This window comes from Nocardioides ungokensis (assembly GCF_013466985.1).
Classification (GTDB): Bacteria; Actinomycetota; Actinomycetes; order Propionibacteriales; family Nocardioidaceae; genus Nocardioides; species Nocardioides ungokensis.
This window is the reverse complement of record NZ_CP059164.1, coordinates 2,454,203-2,473,140: the sequence shown is the minus strand read 5'-3', so window position 1 is coordinate 2,473,140 and position 18,938 is coordinate 2,454,203. Positions and strand designations below refer to the sequence as shown.

Here is an 18,938-nt window from a genome sequence, read left to right as displayed (position 1 = left end):
CGGGGGAGTGGCCCCTAGGGTCGCCGCGATGAGCATGCACGCCGATGAGGTGGTGGCGACCGTCGCGCAGGTCGAGGCGCTGGTGGCGTCGCAGTTCCCGCAGTGGAAGGGCCTGCCGGTGACGCCGGTGCCGATCGGTGGCACCGATCATGCGCTGTTCCGGCTCGGCGACGAGCTGGTGGCGCGGATGCCGCGGATCGACTGGGCGCTGGACCAGGCAGTGAACGACCAGCGCTGGCTGCCGTACCTCGCGCCGCACCTGCCGCTCCCGGTGCCGGCGCCGCTGGCCGTAGGGGAGCCGGGCTCCGGTTATCCGTACCCGTGGTCGGTCGTGCCGTGGCTGCCGGGGGAGAACCCCACCGGTGACAACATCGACCTCGAGTCGGCCGCTGTCGACCTCGCGGTCTTCGTTCGCGTCCTGCGCTCGGTCGCTCCCGGCGGCGGACCGGTCAAGACCGGTGAGTCCCGGGGTACGCCGTTGGCGGCGCGCGACGGGTACACCCGGGGTGCGATTGCCGAGCTGGGCGACCGCGTGGACGCCCGGAGCGTGACACGGGTCTGGGAGGACGCCCTGGACGCGCGGCCGTACGACGCGCCGGGCGCGTGGCTGCACGGAGACCTGCTGGCGGGCAACCTGCTGTGTGTCGACGGGCGGCTCTCGGCGGTCATCGACTTCGGTGGCCTGGGCCTCGGGGACCCGGCGCCGGACGTTGCGCCGGCCTGGACGCTGTTCGACGGCGCGTCACGGGCGGCATACCGGCGCGAGCTCGGCTGTGACGACGACGAGTGGCGACGCGGCCGCGGCTGGGCGCTGTCGACGTCGCTGGGCGCGCTGCCGTACTACTGGGACACCTCGCCGACGATCCGTGACCACGCGCAGCGCACCGTCGCGGCGGTGCTAGAGGAGTTCGGCGAATGACAGCCGTGTGAGGAGCGGAGGAGGGCTCCACCCACGTCTGGATCAACAATAGTTGACATAATGTCAGTTATCGGCGATGTGGAACGAGTCAGGGAAGGGGCACCGGAAGGCGCGGGCCGCCTGAATGATCCGCCTCTCGTCGTCGTGCTGTCGTCCGGTCACCTGCCTGAAGATCCGGTGACCTGCCGACGACCGGCGCTCGGTCCACCGCGCGACGCTGATGTCAGTGACCCGATGTGTGTCTCTCTGAGCCAGCTGGCGTCCTGGTGGCCGCCGAGTCACCCTGAGTCACCCTGAGTCACCCTGGGCCTGCCCCGTCAGCCCGACACGCCCAGATCGACGCACACAGCGACTACCAGGACCCATGAGCTGCGGTGACCGACCTAGGCGCTCTCCTGCCGTCCCCGGATAACTGCTGGATACCGACGATTATGCGGCAAATGACACCAGTGTGATTCCGTTGCCGGGTCGGCTTCCCGTGAGAACACCCGGTGGGGGTGGTCGTCTATATGGTCCGGCACCGTGAAGGGCAACTTGTTGGTCAGCGAGGCCGTCGACGGCTGGTTCCTGGCGCGGGCGCCGCGCAAGGACTCCCCGCACACCCGGGCGGCGTACTCCCGTGACCTGGCAGCGATCATCGCCGGCGCCGCGGCACACCTGGGTCGCCCAGCCGACGAGCTGCGCATCGGTGACCTGACCCTGTCAGTGCTGCGTCACGCCTTCGGCGTCTGGTCGCAGGGCCGCGCCGCGGCCAGCGTGCGGCGGGCTCACTCGACCTGGAGCGGCTTCTTCGAGTACCTCGTCTCCGAGGAGCACCTCGACGGTTCCCCGATGCCGGGTGTCGGCAAGCCCAGGTCACCGCAACGCCTTCCCAAGCCGTTCGCCGAGGACGACGCCGCCCGGATCGTGCGGACGCTCACCGACGCCGCGGTACGACGCCGGCAGCCGTGGCCCGAGCTCGACGCCGCCGTCGTGCTGACCGCGATGGTGACCGGAGTGCGGTCGGCCGAGCTGCTGGCCGTCGACATCGGCGACGTCACGCGCACCCACGGCAACCAGCGGATCAAGGTGCTCGGCAAGGGCGACGCCGAGCGCACGATCCCGATCGAGCCGGTGCTGCTGGACTTCCTGGCCGACTACCTCGACAGCCGCCGCGCCCGGTTCCCCGGCACCGCCCGCCAGCGCGGCGTCACCAGCGACGACGACGCCTGGGCCTGGTGGCGCCCCAACGATCCGTTGTTCGTCGACCGGACCGGGCAGCGGATGCGCACCGGCGCGCTCCAGTACCTCGTCGAGCTCGTCTACCGCGACGCCGGGGTCAACGCCGCCCGCGCCCGTGGCGCGCTCGTGCACGCCCTGCGGCACACGGCCGCGACCCGGCTGGTCGAGCGGGGCGCCACCGCGGTGGAGCTGATGGACTTCCTGGGGCACCGGTCGCTGGCCACCTCGCAGGGCTACCTGGCGTCCACCGCAGCCGGCGTGCGCGCGGCTGCCGCCCGCTCCCCCGTCTACGGCCTGCTCGCGGCGTCCGAGGCCGAGGTCGACAGTGAGACCGACCGGGAGACCGACAGAAGCGGGGTCGCGGCGCCCACGCAGGGTGACCCGGCTGGGGACGACTGAGACCCCGCTGCTCGCGGTCCTCTCGGTCAGGCGCCCACGTACGCCGCGAGGTGCTCGCCGGTGAGGGTCGCGCGGGCGGCGACGAGGTCGGTGGGCGTGCCCTCGAAGACGACCGTGCCGCCGTCGTGGCCCGCGCCCGGACCGAGGTCGATCACCCAGTCGGCGTGCGCCATCACGGCCTGGTGGTGCTCGATCACGATCACCGACCTGCCGGCGTCCACGAGCCGGTCCAGCAGGCCGAGCAGGTTCTCGACGTCGGCGAGGTGCAGGCCGGTCGTGGGCTCGTCGAGCACGTAGACGTCGCCCTTCTCGGCCATCTGCACGGCGAGCTTGAGCCGCTGACGCTCCCCGCCGGACAGGGTGGTCAGCGGCTGGCCGAGGGTGAGGTAGGCGAGCCCGACGTCGGCGAGCCGCTCCAGGACCTTGTGGGCCGCGGGAGTCCTCGCGTCGCCGTCGCCGAAGAAGTCCAGCGCCTCGGCCACCGGCATCGCCAGCACCTCGGCGATGTTGCGGCCACCCAGGGTGTACTCGAGGACGGAGGCCTGGAAGCGCCTCCCCTCACACTCCTCGCACATCGACTCCACGGTCGCCATCACGCCGAGCTCGGTGAAGATGACCCCGGCGCCGTTGCAGGCCGGGCAGGCGCCCTCGGAGTTGGAGCTGAACAGCGCGGGCTTGACCCCGTTGGCCTTGGCGAACGCCTTGCGGATCGGCTCCAGCAGTCCGGTGTACGTCGCGGGGTTGCTGCGGCGAGAACCCTTGATCGCGCCCTGGTCGACCACGACGACGCCGTCCTGCGGGGCGACCGAGCCGTGGATCAACGAGCTCTTGCCGGAGCCGGCCACTCCGGTGATCACGCACAGCACGCCCAGCGGGATGTCGACGTCGACGTCCCGGAGGTTGTGGGTGTCTGCTCCCCTGACCTCGAGCCGTCCGGTCGCCTCGCGCACGGACGCCTTGAGCGAGGCCCGGTCGTCGAGGTGGTGCCCGGTGGTCGTGTCGCTGGTGCGCAGGCCCTCCACGGTGCCCTCGAAGCAGATCGTCCCGCCCGCGGTACCGGCGCCCGGCCCGAGGTCGACCACATGGTCGGCGATCGCGATCGTCTCGGGCTTGTGCTCGACCACGAGGACCGTGTTGCCCTTGTCGCGCAGCTGGAGCAGCAGCCGGTTCATCCGCGCGATGTCGTGGGGGTGCAGGCCGATCGTGGGCTCGTCGAACACGTAGGTGACGTCGGTGAGGGAGGATCCGAGGTGACGGATCATCTTCGTGCGCTGCGCCTCTCCCCCGGACAACGTGCCGGACGGCCGGTCCAGGGACAGGTAGCCCAGGCCGATCTCGTCGAACGCGTCGATGAGGTGCCGGAGTCCCGCGAGCAGCGGCGCGACCGACGGCTCGTCCAGCTCCCGCAGCCACTCCCCCAGGTCGCTGATCTGCATGGAGCACACGTCCGCGATGCTCCGGCCCAGGATCTTCGACGACCGGGCCTCCTTGCCCAGCCTGGTCCCCTCGCAGTCGGGGCAGGTCGTGAACGTGACCGCGCGCTCGACGAACCGGCGCACGTGGGGCTGCAGGGACTCGACGTCCTTGGAGAGCATCGACTTCTGGATCTTGGTCAGCACCCCCTCGTAGGTGAGGTTCACGCCCTCGACCTTGATCTTCTCCGGCTCGCCGTACAGGAGCTTCTTGAGATCCCTGGCCGAGTACTTCGCGATCGGCTTGTCCATGTCGAGGCCGGCGCCGCTGAAGATCCGGCCGTACCAGCCGTCCATGCTGTAGCCGGGCACCAGCAGCGCACCCTCGGCCAGCGACTTCGACTCGTCGTAGATCGCCGTCAGGTCGAAGTCGTTGAGCGACCCCATGCCCTCGCACTTCGGGCACATGCCGCCCTGGTAGACCGCGTTGCGGACCACGGACGTCGATCCCTGTCCCTTGTCGGTCTTCATCATCCCGCTGGCCACGCGGGTCGGGACGTTGAACGCGAATGCGGTCGGCGGCCCGATGTGCGGCGTGCCGATCCGGCTGAAGAGAATCCGCAGCATCGCGTTGGCGTCGGTCACGGTGCCGACCGTGGACCGCGGGTTGGCGCCCATCCGCTCCTGGTCGACGATGATCGCCGTGGTGAGCCCGTCGAGGTAGTCGACCTCCGGGCGCGCCAGGCTCGGCATGAAGCCCTGGACGAAGGCGCTGTAGGTCTCGTTGATCATCCGCTGCGACTCGGCGGCGATGGTCGCGAACACCAGCGAGCTCTTGCCCGACCCGGAGACCCCGGTGAACGCCGTGAGCCGGCGCTTGGGGATCTCGAGGCTGATGTCCTTGAGGTTGTTCTCGCGGGCGCCCTGGACGCGGATCAGGTCGTGGCCGTCGGCGGCGTGCGACTCGCTGCTCTTCCCCGTGGTCATGCGCTGGGTGCTCTCCCCTCGTGGGCCGCCGCCGTCTCCCACGCGAACCCGTCGAGGTCGGTGAAGGGCCCGGCATCGCTGCCGATCACGATCCGGTGGGATCCCGAGCCGTCCGGGGAGACGCCGGCGTCCTTGGCTGCGGCCCGGCGCCCGTAGAGCGCCAGCTTGACCCCTGACGCCTGGGTGTCGAACTCGACGTACTTGCTGCCGAAGCTCTTGGCGACGGCCAGCCCGTGGTCGACGTAGAACTGCTTGCTCGCCTTGACGTCGGCGACGCCCAGCAGCAGCACGAAGTCGTCGACCTCGCGCGTGGCCGGTCCGGTGTCCTTCTTCGAGGACGACGCGACCTTCCAGATCGCCCCGTCCGGGGCCTGCACGACACCGCCGTAGCCCCAGAAGCTCTTCCGGGCCGGCTTGAGCGAGGTGGCGCCGGCGTCCAGGGCGCTGCGGACCAGGCTGTCGACGTTGCTCGGCTGGGCCACCACGAGTGACAGCGTGAATCCGCGGTAGCCGGTGGTCGGCGCCTCCGAGTGGCGGACGCGGAGCCGGTCGTCCAGCCCGAAGGCGGCGGCGTAGAAGGACGAAGCGGCCGTGGTGTCCGGCACCTCGAGGGTGACGGATGCGAGGGAGGCCATCTCAGTGCACCTCGTTGATGCGGACCATGTTGCCCGCGGGGTCGCGGACAGCGCAGTCGCGGATGCCGTAGGGCTGGTTGGTCGGCTCCTGCACGATCTCGACCTCGCTGGCCGCCAGCTTCTCGAAGGTGGCATCGAGGTCGGGCGTGGCGAGCACGAGGATCGCGTAGGTGCCCTTGGCCATCATGTCTGCGATGGTGCGTCGCTCGTCGTCGGTGATCCCGGGGTCGGCGGCCGGCGGGTGCAGGACCAGCGACGTGCCGGGCTGGTCCGGGTGGCCCACGGTGAGCCACCGCATCCCGTTGTAGCCGACGTCGTTGCGGAGCTCGAAGCCGAGGACGTCCCGGTAGAAGGCCAGCGAGGCCTCGGGATCCTCGTGCGGAAGGAAGGCGGAGTGGATGCTGATGTCCATGGCGCTCACGCTAGTTGCGGCGACGGTGCCTGCGCTTCTCGATTCCTGACCGGTCGGGTGACCTGCTTGGTGACGCACGACGGCATCTCCCCCGCCGCCTGGGTGGCCTGCTCCCTGTAGGTGCTGGGTGGCACGCCCACCAGCTCGGTGAACCGCGTGCTGAAGGTGCCCAGCGACGAGCAGCCGACCGCGAAGCAGACCTCGGTGACGCTGAGGTCGCCGCGGCGCAGCAGTGCCATCGCCCGCTCGATGCGTCGCGTCATCAGGTAGGAGTACGGCGACTCGCCGTACGCGATCCGGAACTGGCGGCTCAGGTGCCCGGCCGACATGTGCACGCCCCGGGCGAGGGCCTCGACGTCCAGCGGCTGGGCGTACTCGCGGTCCATCCGGTCCTTGACGCGGCGCAGCAGCGCCAGGTCACGCCGGCGCTGCGCCTCGGCGGGGGTGCTGCTCACGTGTGCGATCGTGCCACGTCGGGCCGGGGTTTCCCAGCACCCTCGATCGGACTAGGTTCGTCTCATGAGGAGCGTGCTGGAGCACCTCACCGAGGCGCAGAACGCGCATGACGCCGAGCGCATGGCGTCGTGGTTCGCCGAGGACTACGCCAGCGTCCAGCCCGTCCACCCGGGCCGCGAGTTCACCGGGCGTGCGCAGGTGCTGGAGAACTGGTCCGCCGTCTTCGACGGCGTCCCCGACTTCCACGCCGAGCTGGTGGCGCTGTCGGTGGACGGGGAGACCGAGTGGGGCGAGGTCGACTGGCGGGGCCGGCACACCGACGGCTCCGCGTTCGGCATGCGCGGCGTCATCATCGCCGTGGTGCGGGACCGCCTCATCGCCGAGGCCCGGCTGTACATGGAGCCCGTCGACCGCAGCGGTGACGACATCGCCTCCGCGGTGCAGCGGCTCTACCGCCCGACGGGCGCGTCCGAGGACTGAGCCCGGCCGCGGCGCGAGCCTGGACGACAGGGGCAGGTTCATCACCCGTCCGGGCTGGGTCATCCGGGTCAGGGAGGTGGTCCGGTCGTGTCATCTTCACTCCCCCACGTGTGGCATCTGCGGCGTGTTCCACCTCGGCGGTCCTCGGCCGTCCCTACGGTTGCAGCAATCGAGCCGGGGGGCTCACGACAAGCAGAGAAGGGAGGTAGAGCCATGTGGGACACCGTCGAGAGCCACGACGCCACGTCCGTGCACCTCTCCCACGACATGCCGTGCCCGCAGTGCGGGCACGCCCTCCACACCTACCTCGCGTGCGGAGACACCTGCGACTGCGCACCGGTCACCATGCCGGGCCTCGCGGCACTGGTCCGCGCCTGACCGGCCGGGTCACAGGGTGAGCTCGCGGCCCAGGACCACGGTCCGGTCCCGCGGCAGCCTCAGCTGCTCGACCGGATCGGTGGCCAGCCGGTCGACGAGCAGGAAGACCCGCTGACGCCACCGGGCCATGCCACCGCGGCGGCTGAGCATCGGGATGGGCACCGAGACGAAGAAGACCACCGTGTCCGGATCCAGGTCGACGAGCCGTTCCGGGTCGCGCTGGCGGGCGCCCGCCAGGACGCGGCGCAGGTCGGGGCGTTCGCGGTAGCCGAACGTCGCCCTGACGGCGACGACGCCGTCGTACCGGTCGTCGAGCGGGTCCAGCTCCACGGAGGTGTCCGCGGGGCTCGCCGGGGTGTCCGCCAGGTCCCAGGCCAGCAGGACGGCCGTGCGGTGGAGCACGTGGTTCTGCTCGACCATCGTGCGCAGCGCCAGGGGGGCCACGGAGGTGTCGTGCGTGAGGAAGACGGCGGTTCCGTCCACGCGGACCGGCACCGCGGCGCCCTCGCGCACCGGCGCCAGCACCTCGGCGAGCGGCGGCTCCGCCTCGTGGCGCGCGGCCGCGAGGCGCCGCCTTCCGCTCCACCAGGACGACATGAGCAGGAACATGACGACACCGATGCCGAGCGGAAGCCAGCCGCCGGTGAGGATCTTCGGCAGGCAGGCAGCCAGGAAGGCCAGCACGACCACCAGTACGCCGGCGGTCACGACCGCGCGCAGCGCGCCGTAGGGCCCGCGCAACCGGGACAGCCACAGGTAGAGCGACGCGGTCACGGTGATCGTGGCCGTCACGGCGACGCCGTACGCCGAGGACAGCGCGTCCGAGCCCCGGAAGCCTGCCACCACCCCCAGGACCGCGAACGCGAGCGTCCAGTTCGCGGCCGGCAGGTAGATCTGGCCGCTGTGCTCGCGAGACGTGTGCTCGGTCCGCAGCGGCGGGAACAGGCCCAGCCCGGAAGCCTGGTGCAGCACCGTGAAGGTGCCCGCGATCACCGCCTGCGAGGCGATGACCGTGGCGAGCGTCGATATCACCAGCACCGGGATCGTCGCCCACCCCGGCATGACGGCGTAGAACGGGTTGGCCGCCGCCGTGGGGTCGCGGACGACCTCGGAGGCCTCGCCGACGTAGGCCAGCACGAGTGCCGGGAAGACCACGAACAACCATGCCCGCGTGATGGCCGGGCGCCCGAAGTGGCCCAGGTCTGCGTACAGCGCCTCGGCGCCGGTCACCGCCAGGACGACGGACCCGAGCGACAGGAACGCGGTGCGCGGCTCGGTGACGAAGAAGTGCACCGCCCAGTGCGGCGAGAGCGTCTGCAGGGCGGCCGGTCCCGAGGCGATGGAGCCGACCCCCGCGGCCGCGATCACCACGAACCACACCAGCATGAGTGGCCCGTAGAACCGGCCGATGCGGCCACTGCCGTACCGCTGCACGACGAAGACCCCGGCCAGCAGGACGAACGCGATCGGGACCACCGCGGCCTTCAGGGAGGGGTTGGCCACCTCCAGCCCCTCGGCGGCCGACAGCACGGAGATCGCCGGAGTGATCACGCTGTCGCCGAGGAACATGGCTGCGCCGACCATCCCGAGCACGCTGACCGCGGCCGCCCGATGGCCAGCGACGGTCCGCCGCAGCAGTGCGACCAGCGCCAGCAGTCCACCCTCGCCCTCGTTGTCGGTGCGCAGGAGCAGCCCGACGTACAACACCGAGACGACCAGCACCATCGACCAGATCACTGTCGAGGTCATGCCGTAGACCACGGCGGGCGTCAGGTGGCTGGACTCCCCCAGCACCGTGCGCATCGCGTAGAGCGGGCTGGTCCCGATGTCACCGAAGACGACGCCGAGGGCCCCCAGCACCATCAGCCGGGCGGAGGTCGTGCCTCGCTCCGCCACCGCCGCCGCTCCCCCGGTCGCTCAGGCGCCGACGTCGACCGTGGCGACCCGCCGCAGCATCGGGCGCTCCTGCTGCCCGTCGACGACCTCGCCGGCCGTCCACCAGAACCGGATGCCCGCCGGGCGCAGCTCGAGGACGGCCAGGTTGTTGTCGTACCACGGCCCGTCGGTGACCTCCCACGACAGCGGGGGCCGCGGCACCCGCGCGCTCCGGGAGAGCCCACGCCCGACGACGCCCAGCGAACGCCGTGCGGCGGCGGCCGTGACGGCGTGCATGAACTTCGGCAACGGGTTGCGGATCGGTGAGCAGACCGCCTGGAGGATCCGGCTGGCGACCTGGCGGCCCTCCTCGCGCGCCGGCGCGGCCTCGGCGACGTAGCTGTGGTGCACGTCGCCGGAGAGGTAGGTGATCGTGGCCGGGGCGCGGCCCCGGTTGCCGGCGGCGACGTCGAGCGTCATCAGCGCGACCTGGCGGAAGCCCTTCTCGAACGCCGCCCAGTGCTCGAGGTCCGCGGCCTGCCGGGCGACCTCGCCGACCCTCGCGGCAGTCTTCCCCCACGCACCCTGGGCGATTCCCTCGCTGAACGCCTCGGCGTGGTGCAGGCCGGGCGCCATCAGGAACGGCAGCGAGGTGCCGACCAGCACGTGGTCGAAGCCGCCGCGCATCTGGTCGTCGAACCACGCCATCTCGTCGTCGTCGAGGATGGAGCGGGCGTCCGGCTTGAGCACCCGTGCCGCGCGGGAGTCGACGACGATCAGGCGGGCCTGGGTGTCGAAGTCGCGGGCGAAGCTCCAGCGGTAGCTCTCGGGCTCCTGGTCGGCCCGGTCGGCCAGCTCGTCGAGGGCCGCGCTCACGTCGATCTCGCCGTCACCGTCGTACGACACGATCTGCTGCCACAGCGCGTCCTCGGCGCGGGCAGCCGGCCCGAGGTTGCCGAGGTGCTGGTAGATCCAGTACGACGCGAGGCCGCCGACGATGCGGTCGTGCCACCACGACGTGGCCTCCATCTTGCGGCGCCACGACCAGCTGGTGTTCCAGTCGTCGCGGATGTCGTGGTCGTCGAAGATCATCGCGCTCGGCAGCGTCGAGAGCAGCCACCGGTTCGCCGGGTCGCTCCAGGCGAGCCGGTAGAGGTGGGCGTACTCCTCGAAGTCCTTCAGCTCCTCGCCCGGCGGCTCGTCGAGCGAACGCCTCGAGGCGATGAACTCCTGCATCGCCTCGCTGGTCTCGTCGGCGTAGACCTGGTCGCCGAGGAAGAGCACCAGATCGGGCCAGCGCTCGTCCTCGTCGGCGGCCCGGTCGGTCAGGCCGGCCATCCGCAGGGCGTAGCTGCGCAGCGCGTCGATGCCGAAGGCCTTGTTGCCGGCCTCGTCGTGGCTGACGCTGACCCGGCACGAGCCGAAGGCCAGCCGCAGCGGCTTGCCGGGCTGCAGGGTGGCGATGACCGAGTCGGGGTACGCCGTGCCCTCCCCCTCGCTCGGGGGCCAGACCCGCTCCTCCCCCACGTCCACGGTGTACGCCGTGTGCGTGCCGGGCCGGAGCCCGGTGACCTCCACCAGGGCGTAGTGGTGACCGTGCGCCCCGAAGGTGCGGGCGGAGGCGACCCGGTCGCCCGCGGTGACGGTCACGAGGCCCGCCGCGGCGGTCTCGACCCAGATCGTCGCCGAGGTGTCGTCGACGTACCGCACGAGCGGTCCCAGGACCAGTGAGCTGCTGATGACGCCCTCCTCGCATGAGCGGCCCCGGATGCGGCGCCGCGACGAAACCTACTCGCTGCCGCCGCCTCGCGGGAGGCGAGGCGGGAACCCGGCGGGGTCAGCCGCTGTGCGCGGTGAGGATGGCCTCGATCTCCTCGATGGAGCGCGGCGTCTCGACGTGCGCGACGGCGTGCCAGCCCGCGGCGCGGGCGGCGTCGACGTGACCGGGCTGGTCGTCCAGGAAGACGATCTCCTCCGGCCGCACGGCGAGCCGCCGCGCGGTGAGCGCGTAGATCTCCGGCTCGGGCTTCACCAGGCCGACCTCGTGGGAGTAGACGATGTCATCGGTGATCGCCTCGAAGCCCCAGCAGCGCTCACGCTCCCTGGCCCCGGGTGCGGAGTTGCTGAGGATCCCGACCACGAACCCGCGCTCGCGCAGCCCGGCGAACCAGTCGAACAGCTCCTGGTCCAGGGTGCCGACGTACCAGCGCCAGAAGTCCTCCACCAGCTCGTCGACCCCGGCCTCGTCGAGCCCGAGCTCGCGCTGCCAGGTCGCCCGGACCTCATCCATGCCGATCTCGCCCTTGCCCGGGTGGGCCGCGAACGCCGCCGAGGCGGCGTCCACGGCACCCGGGGCGAGGCCGCGGCGGCGCTCGAACGGCTCGGGGAACGTCGAGTCCTCGATGATCTCGAGCACCGAGCCGATGTCGAGCACGATCGCACGGATGGGCATGGTCACTGCTGCGGGAGAGCCGTCAGGGCTGGATGAGGATCTTGATGGCCTCGCGCTCGTCCATGGCGCGGTAGCCCTCGGCGACCTGCTCCAGCGGCAGGGTCCTGTCGAAGACCAGGCCGGGGTTGATCGCGCCGTCCTGGACCAGCTTGAGCAGCTCCGGCAGGTACTGGCGCACCGGCGCCATCCCGCCGGCCAGGCCGATGTTCTTCTGGAACATGCGGCGGATCGGGAGCTCCACGTCGTGCGGGACGCCGACGAAGCCGACCGTGGAGCCGGGGCGGGCCACGGCGAAGGCCTGCTTCATGGCGGCGTCGTTGCCGACGCACTCGAGAACGGCGTCACCGCCCACGCCCCCGGTGATCTCCCGGACGAGCTCGGCACCCTCGTCGCCGCGCTCCGCCACGACGTGCGTCGCGCCGAACTGGCGGGCGATGGCCTGGCGGGGCTCGTGCCGCGACATGGCGATGACCTTCTCCGCACCCATGGTGGCCGCGGCGAGGACGCCGCACAGGCCCACCGCGCCGTCACCCACGACGACGGCGGTCCCGCCCTCACGGACCCCGGCGGCGACCGCGGCGTGCCAGCCGGTGGCCATGACGTCGGAGAGCGTCAGCAGGGAGGGGATCATCGAGGCGTCGGGCATTCCGTCGGTCTTGACGAGGCTGCCCTCGGCCTGGGTGACCAGGGCGTACTCCGCCTGGCCGCTGGCCGTGAAGCCCAGGTTCTCGCAGGCCGCCTGCATGCCGGCGCGGCAGTGCGCGCAGGTGTTGTCGCAGTGGTCGAACGGCACGATCACGAAGTCACCGGGCTTGAAGGACGTGACCTCGGCGCCGACCTCCTCGATGACGCCGACGCACTCGTGACCGATCGTCGAGCCCGCGTCGATGTCGTTCTCGCCCCGGTACGGCCACAGGTCGGAGCCGCAGATGCAGCCTGCGGTCACCTTGATGACGGCGTCGGTGGGGGCGGTGATCTTGGGGTCGGGCACGTCGGAGACGCGGATGTCGCGAGGGGCATGGATGGTCGTTGCACGCATGGTTCCGATCCTTGCATCCGCGCGGTGAGGTGCTGCAGGGTGGTGTCACCGCTTTCCGTCATCTCCCGGCATGGCGATGTTGCGGTATCTCATATATGAGTTACCTTGTTTTGCATGACTGAGGGTTACAAGGGTCGGATCGGGAACCTCATCCGTGACGCGCGCAAGCACCGCGGGCTGACCCAACACCAGCTGGCCGAGCTCCTGGCGACAAGCCAGAGCGCCATCAACCGGATCGAGAAGGGACACCAGAACCTCTCCCTGGAGATGCTCGCGCGGATCGGCGCCGCGCTGGACTCCGAGATCGTCGCCCTGGGCGCCGGTCCCACGCACCTGCGGGTCTCCGGGCCCACCACCCTCTCGGGCAGCATCGACGTCAAGACCTCCAAGAACGCCGGCGTCGCGCTGCTCTGCGCCTCGCTGCTCAACCGTGGCCGCACCACGCTGCGCAAGGTCGCGCGCATCGAGGAGGTCAACCGGCTGCTCGAGGTGCTGGGCAGCCTCGGCGTCCACACCAAGTGGCTCAACGCCGACAACGACCTCGAGATCATCCCGCCCAAGGACCTCGACCTGAGCAACATCGACGAGGCCGCGGCCCGTCGTACCCGCTCGGTGATCATGTTCCTGGGCCCGCTGCTGCACCGCACCGACACCTTCGAGCTGCCCTACGCCGGCGGCTGCAACCTCGGCACCCGCACCGTCGAGCCGCACATGGCCGCGCTGCGCCCGTTCGGCCTCGAGGTCAAGGCGACCGACGGCAGCTACCACGCCAGCGTCAACCGGGCCATCGAGCCCGGCCGGCCGATCGTGCTCACCGAGCGCGGCGACACCGTGACCGAGAACGCCCTGATGGCCGCGGCGCTGCACCCCGGCACCACCGTCATCCGCAACGCCTCGTCGAACTACATGGTCCAGGACCTCTGCTTCTTCCTGAAGAAGCTCGGCGTCGAGGTCGAGGGCATCGGCACGACCACGCTGACCGTGACCGGCCGCGCCGAGATCAACGTCGACGTCGACTACGCCCCCAGCGAGGACCCGATCGAGGCGATGTCGCTGCTGGCGGCCGCGATCGTGACCAAGTCGGAGATCACCATCAAGCGGGTGCCGATCGAGTTCCTCGAGATCGAGCTGGCACTGCTTGAGGAGATGGGCTTCCAGTACCACCGCTCCGAGGAGTACGTCGCCAACAACGGCTGCACGCGCCTGGTCGACCTCACCACCAAGCCGTCGTCCCTGCACGCACCGCTGGACAAGATCCACCCGATGCCGTTCCCGGGCCTCAACATCGACAACCTGCCGTTCTTCGCGGTGATCGCCGCGGTGGCCGAGGGCCAGACCCTCCTGCACGACTGGGTCTACGAGAACCGGGCGATCTACCTCACCGACCTCAACAAGCTCGGTGGCCAGGTCAAGCTGCTCGACCCGCACCGGGTGATGATCGAGGGGCCGACGTCGTTCACGGGCGCGGAGATCGTCTGCCCGCCGGCGCTCCGCCCGGCCGTCGTGATCCTGCTGGCGATGCTCGCGTCCAAGGGCACCTCGGTGCTCCGCTCGACGTACGTGATCCACCGCGGTTACGAGGACCTCGCCGAGCGGCTCAACCTCCTGGGCGCCAACATCGAGCCGTTCCGCGACATCTGAGGAAGGCCGAAGACCGCCTGGCAGCGTTTGGTCAGGAACCGCATGCTCCCGAGGCTCAGGAGCATGCGGTTTGGTCACCAACCACAAGTGGCCCCCACCGATTGGTCAGAGACTGCACGGTTCGGGGCCGATTCCATGTGGTTGGTGACCAAACCCGATTGTCCAGCGCCGATTGGTCAGCAACTGCATGTCACCGGGACCGGAATGGATGCGGTTCGGTCACCAACCGCAACGGACCCTCAGCGATCGGTCACAAACCGCACCCACATCGGCGTCACCCGAAGAGCGTCTCCACCCACGCGCGTGCGGGGGCGCGAGAGGCCGGCGGGGCGACCATGTCGGCGGTGATCCTGGGCAGTGGGGCGGTGTGCTGGCTGGCGTTGCGGTGCCAGTCGGTCTCGGCCTCGATCAGGCTGCCGAGGTCGGCGCGCGAGAGGAAGATGCCGTGACCGTCGGGGCACTGGCTCACCTCCCCGTCGTCGGCGGCGCCGCCCAGCCTTCGCGTGACCATGTCGGTACCACAGCGGGGGCAGGTCAGGGTCTCCATGCCGTCGACGCTACCCCTCTCCCCCGGTGACCGACGGGTACCCGCGCCGGTGCCCGGATTCCGCGGCTCGGGGCGAGGCGGAATACTTCACCCGTGCCCCTGTTGCGGACCGGTTTCCCCTACCTCGACGAGGTGCTGCGCCGACCCGGCGGGGTGCTCGCCTTCGCGCACCGGGGCGGTGCCTACCACCCCGAGATCGAGGGGCTGGAGAACACGATGGCGGCGTTCCGCCTCGCCGTGGACCTGGGCTTCGACTACCTCGAGACCGACGTGCGCGTCACCCGCGACGGCGTGCTGCTGGCCTTCCACGACCGGGTGTTGGACCGGGTCAGTGACCGCAGCGGCGCGATCGTGGCGCTGACGCACGCCGAGGTCGGCGAGGCGCTGGTGGGTGGCCGCGAGCGGGTGCCCACGCTCACCGAGCTGCTCGACGCCTTCCCCGGGTGCCGCTTCAACATCGACCTCAAGTCCGACGACGCCGTGACTGCGCTGGCCGCCCTGGTCGAGGAGCGCGAGCTGTGGGACCGGGTGCTGGTCGGCAGCTTCTCGCCGCGGCGCCTCAACCGGTTCCGCAGGCTCACCCGCGGTCGGGTGGCCACCTCCGCACACCCCGGCGAGGTGCTCGCGTTCCGGGCGCTGCCGAGCGGGCGCCTGGCCGACCTGCTGACCCGCCGCCGGGTGGCGGCGCTTCAGGTGCCGCACCGCCGCGGCCGGTGGACGGTCGCCACTCCCGGGTTCGTACGCCGGGCGCACGCCGCCGGCAAGCACGTCCACGTGTGGACCATCGACGACCCGGCGGAGATGCGGGAGCTGCTCGACCGTGGTGTCGACGGCCTGATGACCGACCGCACGGACATACTCAGGGACGTGCTGAGCGAGCGTGGCCACTGGGGCGCCGGGTCGTGACCGCCTCGCCCGGGTTCGCCGACCTGAGCCCGCTGGCGCGCGCCCGGGAGCAGAGGGCGTGGTACTGGTACGACTGGGCCAACAGCGCCTACGTCACGACCATCGCCACGGTGCTGTTCGCGCCGTACCTCACCTCGGTCGCCGAGAAGGCCGCCTGCGGCTTCGTCACCGACGAGGACAAGGGCCTGAAGTGCACCACCGACCTGCACGTCCTCGGCGTCGCGGTCTCCCCCGGGTCGCTGGTCTTCTACGTGGTCACGCTCGCCACGATCGCGTCGGCGCTTCTGCTGCCGGTGGTCGGGGCGGCCGCGGACCGGTCGGCCCGCAAGAAGGCGATCATGGCCGGCTTCGCCTGGGCCGGCAGCGTCGCGGCCGGACTGATGTTCTTCGTGGCCGGCTCGGACTGGCAGTTGGGCGTTGTGCTCCTCTTCGCCGCCAACATCTGCCTGGGCTCCTCGCTCGTCGTGTACGACGCGATCCTGTGCGAGATCGCGCTGCCTGACGAGCGCGATCGAGTGTCGTCGCGGGGCTGGGCGCTGGGCTACCTCGGCGGCGGACTGCTGCTCGCGGTCAACCTGGCCGTCGTCACCTTGCACGACTCGCTGGGCATCGGCACCGCGATGGCGGTGCGGCTGAGCCTCCTGTCAGCGGCGGTGTGGTGGGCGGCGTTCACGGTGATCCCCTACCGCGGCATCCGCAACCGGACGCCGGCCGCGGTCGAGCGGGAGCCGGGCGGCCTGGTCCGCCAGAGCTTCGGCCAGCTGGCGGCGACGCTGCGGGACATGCGCAACTACCCGGTGACGCTGACCTTCCTGCTGGCCTACCTGTTCTACAACGACGGCATCCAGACGGTGATCGCCTCGGCCTCGGTCTACGGCGACAAGCAGTTGGGCTTCAGCACCTCGGTCCTGATCGCCACCATCCTGCTGGTCCAGTTCGTGGCGTTCTTCGGGGCGCTCCTGTTCGGGAGGCTGGCCGCCTCCCGGGGCAGCCGTCGGGTGATCCTGGGCGGGCTGGTGATGTGGATGGTGGTGGTCACCGTCGGCTACTTCATCCCCGAGAAGAACCTCCCGCTCTTCCTCGCGCTCGCGGTCGGCATCGGTCTGGTCCTGGGCGGCACGCAAGCGCTGTCGCGGTCGTTCTTCAGCCAGCTGATCCCCCGCGGCCGGGAGGCGGAGTACTTCTCGCTCTACCAGGCCTGCGAGCGGGGCACGAGCTGGCTGGGCACGCTGGTCTTCGGGCTGGTGCACCAGTGGACCGACTCCTACCGGCCCGCGATCTTCGCGTTGATCCTGTTCTTCGTGGTCGGTGGCGGCCTGCTCTACCGGGTCGACCCCCGTCGCGGTGTGGCGGAGGCGGGCAACGAGGCACCTCAGGTCCTCTGAGGCGGGAGTGCCGTGTGAGGGCGGCCATACCTCTGGATTGTCGGAATCTTCGTCGTCCCACTACCGTTGAACGGATTGAGACCGCAAGCAGGGGGTACGGGTCGTGCACGTCACGACGCAGACCTCCGAGCGTCTCAGTCATGTCAACGGGGGTTCAAAAGATTTGGGAGGTGGCTCATGGCAGAGCGCACACTTCGTGGGGCGCGCCTTGGGGGCCAGAGTTTCGAGGACGAGCGCGGCATCGAGTTCGCCGCTCGTCAGCAGGTCGGTTACCGGTGCCCGCAGAACCACGAGTTCGAGATCACGATGTCGGTCGAGGCCGAGATCCCGGCGGTGTGGGAGTGCCCGCGCTGCGGCGCCGAGGCGCTGAGCGTCGCCGGCATCCAGCCCGAGGCCAAGAACGAGAAGCCCGCCCGCACCCACTGGGACATGCTTCTCGAGCGTCGCTCCGAGAAGGAGCTCGAGGACATCCTCAAGGAGCGGCTCGAGCTGCTCCGTGGCGGTGAGATCGGCCCCGCGCACCTGCACCGGGCCAACGCCAAGAAGCGCAAGGCGTCCGCCTAGCAGGACGCTGCTGGACTCATTCGTCCACGACTTCGCCCCGGACCACGGATCCCTCGGATCCAGGTCCGGGGCGTCGTGCGTTCGAGGCCAGCAGGCGCCGGGTGACCACCTGGGTCAGCAGGCGCCGGAACACCGGGCGGGTGAACGGCAGGATGAGCAGGATCCCGAAGATGTCGGTCACGAAGCCCGGGCTCAGCATCAGGGTGCCGCCGATGAGGATCAGGGCCCCGTCGGCGAGCTCCCGCGCGGGCATCCGGCCGTCCCGCAGCGCGGTGCGCAGCGCCAGCCAGGCCCGCGCACCCTCGAGCTTGATCAGCCAGCTGCCCAGGATGCTGTCGAGCACCAGCAGCAGGATCGTCCACCAGGGGCCGATGACCTGGCCGACCTGGATCAGGACGTAGATCTCGATCAGCGGTACGACCACGAAGGCGACGACCAGCGCCCACGTGGTGGCGCTGCGACGACGGCTCACGGCTGTCTCCGCAGGGCGCGTCGGGCCCGGGCCGTCCGCTCGCTGATCCCCCACACCGTGATCCGCTTGAGCGACTCGGCGGCCACCGCCCCGCTCATCTTGGAGTCGCCGCGGACCCGCTCGACGAAACTCGATCGGCACCTCGCGCACGGTCAGGCCGGCGGCCAGCGTGCGTGCCACGAGGTCGGTCTGGAAGACGTAGCCGGTCGAGCACCGAGGCCAGGTCGATCTTCTCCAGGGCGGTGCGCCGGAACAGCCGGAAGCCCGCGGTCGCGTCCCGGACGCCGATGCCGAGGAGCGCACGCACGTAGAGGTTGCCTCCGCGGGAGAGCAGCTCACGCCGCAGCGGCCAGTTCACCACCGAGCCGCCCGGGACCCAGCGCGAACCGATGACCAGGTCGGCATGGTGGAGCGCGTCGAGGAGCCGGTCGAGCTGCTCGCGGCTGGTGGGAGCCGTCGGCATCCATCTCACCGATGACGTCGTACCCCTCGGCCAGCGCGTGCGCGAAGCCGTGCAGGTACGCCGCCCCGAGACCACCCTTGGCCGTCCGGTGCAGGACGTGGACCTGGGCGTCGGCGGCCGCGAGCTCGTCGGCGATCCGACCGGTCCCGTCCGGGGAGTCGTCGTCGACCACCAGCACGTCGACACCGGGCTGCGCGCGTCGCAGCCGGTCCACGATCCAGGCCAGGTTGGTCGCCTCGTTGTAGGTCGGGATGACCACGACGACGCGTCCGAGACCCTCGATGCTCACTGTGCG

General features: G+C 70.8%; 18 protein-coding genes and 1 pseudogene. 8 read left to right on the top strand and 11 right to left on the bottom strand.

Annotation, left to right across the window (positions count from 1 at the left end):
- The first annotated feature begins 28 nt into the window (after nt 1–28).
- Both H0S67_RS12135 and H0S67_RS12130 read left to right on the top strand, forming a co-directional pair.
- Entirely contained in the window at nt 29–919 is an 891-nt protein-coding gene (locus tag H0S67_RS12135) for an aminoglycoside phosphotransferase family protein (RefSeq protein WP_180933275.1), read from the top strand.
- 522 nt (nt 920–1,441) lie between these two features.
- Nucleotides 1,442–2,539: a tyrosine-type recombinase/integrase gene (locus H0S67_RS12130; protein WP_219635239.1), complete on the top strand. Its 1,098-nt coding sequence runs from the start codon at nt 1,442–1,444 to the stop codon at nt 2,537–2,539.
- Between the two features lie 26 nt (nt 2,540–2,565).
- Here H0S67_RS12130 and H0S67_RS12125 read toward each other — a convergent pair whose 3' ends face one another.
- Genes H0S67_RS12125 through H0S67_RS12110 form a run of 4 tightly spaced genes read right to left on the bottom strand, consistent with a single transcriptional unit; the run spans nt 2,566 to nt 6,371 of the window.
- Nucleotides 2,566–4,938, bottom strand: coding sequence for an ATP-binding cassette domain-containing protein (locus H0S67_RS12125; RefSeq protein WP_180933274.1), 2,373 nt, complete (start codon nt 4,936–4,938; stop codon nt 2,566–2,568).
- Nucleotides 4,935–5,573, bottom strand: coding sequence for a VOC family protein (locus H0S67_RS12120; protein WP_180933273.1), 639 nt, complete (start codon nt 5,571–5,573; stop codon nt 4,935–4,937). Before H0S67_RS12120 ends, H0S67_RS12125 begins: the two co-directional genes overlap by 4 nt.
- Nucleotide 5,574: 1 nt before the next feature.
- Nucleotides 5,575–5,985 carry a VOC family protein gene (locus tag H0S67_RS12115; protein ID WP_180933272.1) on the bottom strand — a complete coding sequence of 137 codons (411 nt, stop codon included), beginning with the start codon at nt 5,983–5,985 and terminating at the stop codon, nt 5,575–5,577.
- 5 nt (nt 5,986–5,990) lie between these two features.
- Nucleotides 5,991–6,371, bottom strand: a complete 381-nt coding sequence (locus tag H0S67_RS12110) for a helix-turn-helix transcriptional regulator (RefSeq protein ID WP_219635712.1) — start codon at nt 6,369–6,371, stop codon at nt 5,991–5,993.
- A gap of 133 nt (nt 6,372–6,504) precedes the next feature.
- Here H0S67_RS12110 and H0S67_RS12105 point away from each other — a divergent pair, with 133 nt between their 5' ends.
- Together H0S67_RS12105 and H0S67_RS12100 are read left to right on the top strand one after the other, a co-directional pair.
- The gene (locus H0S67_RS12105; RefSeq protein ID WP_180933270.1) at nt 6,505–6,921 is read left to right on the top strand and encodes a nuclear transport factor 2 family protein; all 417 of its coding nucleotides are present in this window, start codon (nt 6,505–6,507) and stop codon (nt 6,919–6,921) included.
- A gap of 213 nt (nt 6,922–7,134) precedes the next feature.
- On the top strand, nt 7,135–7,299 hold the full coding sequence (locus tag H0S67_RS12100) for a hypothetical protein (RefSeq protein ID WP_180933269.1): 165 nt from the start codon (nt 7,135–7,137) through the stop codon (nt 7,297–7,299).
- Nucleotides 7,300–7,308: 9 nt separating this feature from the next.
- On the opposite strand, the gene H0S67_RS12095 is transcribed toward H0S67_RS12100, so the two are convergent.
- From H0S67_RS12095 to H0S67_RS12080, 4 genes are all read right to left on the bottom strand, one after another.
- Entirely contained in the window at nt 7,309–9,195 is a 1,887-nt protein-coding gene (locus H0S67_RS12095) for a potassium transporter Kup (RefSeq protein ID WP_180933268.1), read from the bottom strand.
- 21 nt (nt 9,196–9,216) lie between these two features.
- Complete coding sequence (locus tag H0S67_RS12090) at nt 9,217–10,896, bottom strand: alkaline phosphatase D family protein (protein ID WP_460823047.1); 1,680 nt, start codon at nt 10,894–10,896, stop codon at nt 9,217–9,219.
- Nucleotides 10,897–11,011: 115 nt separating this feature from the next.
- A complete protein-coding gene (locus H0S67_RS12085) occupies nt 11,012–11,626 on the bottom strand; it encodes an HAD-IA family hydrolase (RefSeq protein ID WP_180933267.1) in 615 nt (204 codons plus the stop codon).
- Nucleotides 11,627–11,648: 22 nt separating this feature from the next.
- Nucleotides 11,649–12,665 (bottom strand): zinc-dependent alcohol dehydrogenase family protein, encoded by a 1,017-nt coding sequence (locus H0S67_RS12080; protein ID WP_180933266.1) that lies wholly within the window; start codon nt 12,663–12,665, stop codon nt 11,649–11,651.
- A 114-nt stretch (nt 12,666–12,779) separates the two neighbouring features.
- Between H0S67_RS12080 and H0S67_RS12075 the strand changes: the two genes are divergently transcribed.
- Nucleotides 12,780–14,306, top strand: coding sequence for a helix-turn-helix domain-containing protein (locus H0S67_RS12075; protein ID WP_180933265.1), 1,527 nt, complete (start codon nt 12,780–12,782; stop codon nt 14,304–14,306).
- Between the two features lie 274 nt (nt 14,307–14,580).
- On the opposite strand, the gene H0S67_RS12070 is transcribed toward H0S67_RS12075, so the two are convergent.
- A complete protein-coding gene (locus H0S67_RS12070) occupies nt 14,581–14,853 on the bottom strand; it encodes a TFIIB-type zinc ribbon-containing protein (RefSeq protein ID WP_180933264.1) in 273 nt (90 codons plus the stop codon).
- Between the two features lie 93 nt (nt 14,854–14,946).
- Between H0S67_RS12070 and H0S67_RS12065 the strand changes: the two genes are divergently transcribed.
- From H0S67_RS12065 to H0S67_RS12055, 3 genes are all read left to right on the top strand, one after another.
- Entirely contained in the window at nt 14,947–15,759 is an 813-nt protein-coding gene (locus H0S67_RS12065) for a glycerophosphodiester phosphodiesterase family protein (protein WP_180933263.1), read from the top strand.
- Nucleotides 15,756–17,144, top strand: coding sequence for an MFS transporter (locus H0S67_RS12060; protein ID WP_180933262.1), 1,389 nt, complete (start codon nt 15,756–15,758; stop codon nt 17,142–17,144). The genes H0S67_RS12065 and H0S67_RS12060 overlap by 4 nt, the downstream gene beginning before the upstream one ends.
- Nucleotides 17,145–17,321: 177 nt before the next feature.
- Entirely contained in the window at nt 17,322–17,708 is a 387-nt protein-coding gene (locus H0S67_RS12055) for an RNA polymerase-binding protein RbpA (protein WP_180933261.1), read from the top strand.
- Nucleotides 17,709–17,724: 16 nt separating this feature from the next.
- Here the strand turns inward: H0S67_RS12055 and H0S67_RS12050 are convergent, their stop codons facing one another.
- Both H0S67_RS12050 and H0S67_RS12045 read right to left on the bottom strand, forming a co-directional pair.
- Complete coding sequence (locus tag H0S67_RS12050; protein ID WP_180933260.1) at nt 17,725–18,180, bottom strand: FxsA family protein; 456 nt, start codon at nt 18,178–18,180, stop codon at nt 17,725–17,727.
- Nucleotides 18,177–18,932: pseudogene (locus H0S67_RS12045) on the bottom strand (polyprenol monophosphomannose synthase). Before H0S67_RS12045 ends, H0S67_RS12050 begins: the two are co-directional and overlap by 4 nt.
- Between the last annotated feature and the right edge of the window lie 6 nt (nt 18,933–18,938).